At 54.8% G+C, this 3,302-nt stretch carries 3 protein-coding genes and 2 pseudogenes; all 5 read right to left on the minus strand.

All coding sequences use genetic code 11. From position 1 onward, the window contains the following. A partial coding sequence (locus tag ACESZP_RS17805; RefSeq protein WP_499709940.1) for a PrgI family protein occupies positions 1 to 353 on the minus strand: 353 nt, incomplete at its 3' end. A gap of 44 nt (positions 354 to 397) precedes the next feature. Next, on the minus strand, positions 398 to 1,051 hold the full coding sequence (locus tag ACESZP_RS17810; RefSeq protein ID WP_012743496.1) for a DUF7007 domain-containing protein: 654 nt from the start codon (positions 1,049 to 1,051) through the stop codon (positions 398 to 400). Between the two features lie 9 nt (positions 1,052 to 1,060). Further along, positions 1,061 to 1,702 carry a septation protein SpoVG family protein gene (locus tag ACESZP_RS17815; RefSeq protein ID WP_015567066.1) on the minus strand — a complete coding sequence of 214 codons (642 nt, stop codon included), beginning with the start codon at positions 1,700 to 1,702 and terminating at the stop codon, positions 1,061 to 1,063. Between the two features lie 42 nt (positions 1,703 to 1,744). Next, a pseudogene (locus tag ACESZP_RS17820) lies at positions 1,745 to 2,158 on the minus strand (VirB6/TrbL-like conjugal transfer protein, CD1112 family); the annotation flags it as partial. 416 nt (positions 2,159 to 2,574) lie between these two features. After that, positions 2,575 to 3,228 (minus strand): annotated as a pseudogene (locus ACESZP_RS17825) (phage replisome organizer N-terminal domain-containing protein); the annotation flags it as partial. Positions 3,229 to 3,302 lie beyond the last annotated feature (74 nt).

The raw sequence follows: 3,302 nt of genomic DNA on the forward strand, positions 1-3,302 counted from the left end.
TGCTGTTTCGCAATCGGCTGCGCCTCCTTTCTGGCGCTAAGCAGCGCATAGAAGTTTTCGGTTTTGTAAGGCCGCACACGGGGATAGAGGAACCGGGTGCGGATGATGTTTTTCAGCACTTTTTCCAGCGGCAGACCGTCTCGTTCATACATAGCCAGAAAGAAGAACGGGAGCATGAGGCCGATCATCAGGAACATGGCGGCACTGTTCCCGATACTGCCACGGGAAAACAGGTAAGCCGGGAGGCCCACCGCCGCCGCGCTGGAAAAACAAACAAGCTGGCGCTTCGTTAGGTTGAAGGCCAGCTTTGTCTTGATTTTGGAAAGGTCTTTTGGTACTGGCACATAGGCCATTTTGTTACACCTCCTTTATTGCTTCGGGCCAGTATGGCCCGAGGTTATCTTGCGGCCTCTTTGGCCGGGGTTGTACTGCGGGCGGCTTCGGCGGCCTTGCGTCCGCTCTGCCTTGCCCGCCAGTATTCGGGATTATACTGCCGGATGGACTGATTGAGGTTTTCTTCAAACTGCGCTTTGTCCTTAATGCGGTCGGGGATGTTCCACAGCTTTTTGTCCAGCAGCTCCCGAAGCACTACGCTTTCCTGCGCGTCCTCCTCATAGCAGATATAGCCCTTGTCCTTGAAGCCGCATTTTTTGGCCGCCGGGGAGAGGACGGCGGCTACCTCGTTTGCCACCATCGTTCCGCCGTGGCTGGCGGTAGATACCAGAAACACCCCCGGACAGAGAACTTCACAGCTCTGCACCTCGCCCCACGGGGAGCTTTTCGGCGCATGGAACATTCCGCCCGTCCGGTTCCGGTCCGCCTGCATGAGAGCCGCCTTTTCCAAGATGGCCTTCAGCTCCGGGGAAAAGTAGGCGTATTCCCGCAGGACACGGGCGGCGTCCCCGCCGCAGGCGTTCATCAACAGGGTATAGGCATCGCTGTCCGCTTTGGTACAGCGGCCCAGCAGTTTTCCGTCGTAATAGCAGGCTGCGTCATAGCCCGTCCGTTTGCGTGGCATGGTTTCCGCCTCCTTTCTGCTTCGGGCCAGCATGGCCCGAGGTCAACGCTCTGCGCTGCGGCTGGGCTTTTCCTTCGGAGGCCGTTCTGCCTTTGCCTGTTCGGCAGCCGCTTTTCCGGCTTTGAGCTGGTCGCTGATGGACGCACGCCCCACAGAGCCGCGCTCCGCCATCTGTTCCAGCTTTGCCTCATAGGCTTGCAGAACAGCGGTGTTGAGCTGTTCCCGGAACTCCTTTGTGACAGGGTAGGCCATATCCCGGTAGCCGCCTTTGCCGTCCGGCTGGCTGGGCATCCCAAGAAAGAGGCCCTTGCTGCCCTGTACGATTTTCAGATTTTCCACCACAAAGCAGTCATTGAATTTCACGCTGGCAAAGCCCATCAGATTTTTCACAGGTTCGATGACCCGCACGCTTACATCCAGCTTCAACGGTGCGGCCGGGGTGGTGTTTGCAACCTTTTCCTGCATGGTTTCCTCCTTTCCGGCGGGAACAAGGTTCCCGTCCTTGTAGTCATAGCCTTCCGCCCGGAGTGCCGCCAGCGTGTCCGCCGATACGCACCCGGACAGTTTCAGATCGGTTTCCACCATAAAGCGCATGGTGTCTGCTTTAGAAAATTCTTCGGGGAGCTTTCCATAGAAAGCCGGGTGCGGCTGTCCGTCCGCACCCTGTTTGTAACGCCGAGGCATACCGCCTCCTTTCCGCTTCGGGTCAGCATGGCCCGAAGTCTCTTAATGGCAGCCGAAGATGGATTTTGCAAGACTGCCTGTTTTGAATAAGGTAAAACACAGCAGCACCGTATATCCCACGCAGCCCCAGATCGCCCCGATGGGGTCGCCGTCGGTGGCGATACTCTGGATCAGCACCGCATAGATGGCGACACAGACTAAGATCAATAGACCTTGAAAGCCCACCGCAAAGAGGGAGCGGAAATAGTTCTGCCCCATGTGTCCGGTTTCCCTGTTGGGGACTGTGGCAAACGGGATAGGCGCTAAACTTGTGAGTAAATAAATTTCAATCATACGGCCATATACGATGACGAAAATCACGATGTTTAAGGCAATCATGGTAAGGGCAAAATTTGTCATGCGGACGGAGATTTCTTTCTCCATGAGGGCGTTTGCAATGCACCCAGCAAGGTAGCTTTTGCCTGTGCCGACGCTGCCCCAGAGCAGATAGCCGATGTTCCCGGCTTTCATGTCCTCCCAATGCTCCACATAGAAACGGGCGGTTTTCATCTGCGGGTTTCTGCCGTTGTCATTGGCAAAAGTCCATTCCCGCATAGCCGGGTCGGTAAAGCCCCGGCGTTTCAGTTCTTCTACCTTGTCCCGGTGCTTTCTCTGCTGTTCGGCGGCTTCACGCTCCATGCGCTGCGCCCGCTGGCAGTCACACTCTGCCGGGTGTCGGTCACGCCCGAACAGGGCAACCTTATCAGCTGGAAAATAGGCTTCTTTCGGTGTCCGGCACTTGCCGCAGTAGAGCAGACCGTCCTCGCCTGTGTAGTCCTCCGGCTCGGCGGTGGCTGCTGGTATCTGTAAATTCATATCTTCAAAAGCTGGTTTCATAGACTTTCTCCCTCCTTGTAGCTGTAATCGGGTATGCCCCTTTTCGGGGCAGCTTTAGCGGTATCATCAGCCGCCCATCTGCGGATAGTGGCGGCATGGTTCTTGTATTTCCTCCCGGTAGAAGCGATATAGCCGGATAGCCGGTCAATATAATACTCCCACTTGTCGGGCAGTTCTGCTTTCAGTTCAGAAAGCTCCGTATCTGTCAAAATCACATTTTCATATCTGCCGTAAGCTGCGGGGGCGGCTCGTCCCGGTTCTGACTCTCTCTCTTTTTCTATCTCTATATCTATCTCTTTCTTTATCTCTATCTCTGGTGGACAAATGTCCGCTTTTGTTTCGGACACTTGTCCACTAAGCCGTTTTTGCTCTGAAATCTTCATTCTTGCCCTGCGCTTACGCTCCCCCTCGGTAGAGGACTGGCCGATGAAAAGCTCGATATTGCTCATATACAAAGCCCCGTTGTCCAGCGGTTCAACAAGCCCCAGCTTCATAAAGATTTGCAAAGCCCTCTCGACTGTGCCGACCTGCTGGCGAGTAATGGTGGCTATCATTTGGGCGGTGTAGGGGATATTCTCGTCAAGCTGCAAAGTCCCGCCATATTTCAGCGATTTTAAGTACAGCTTCAAGAGGATATTGGAATACAGCATAGGTCGGACAGCTTTTTTCATAGCTACACTTGGTATGACTTCTCACAGCACTTTTTGTAAGTTGGGTGGACTTG

Origin of the sequence: Candidatus Dorea massiliensis AP6 (assembly GCF_964245105.1) — a bacterium.
Classification (GTDB): domain Bacteria; phylum Bacillota; class Clostridia; order Lachnospirales; family Lachnospiraceae; genus Laedolimicola; species Laedolimicola intestinihominis.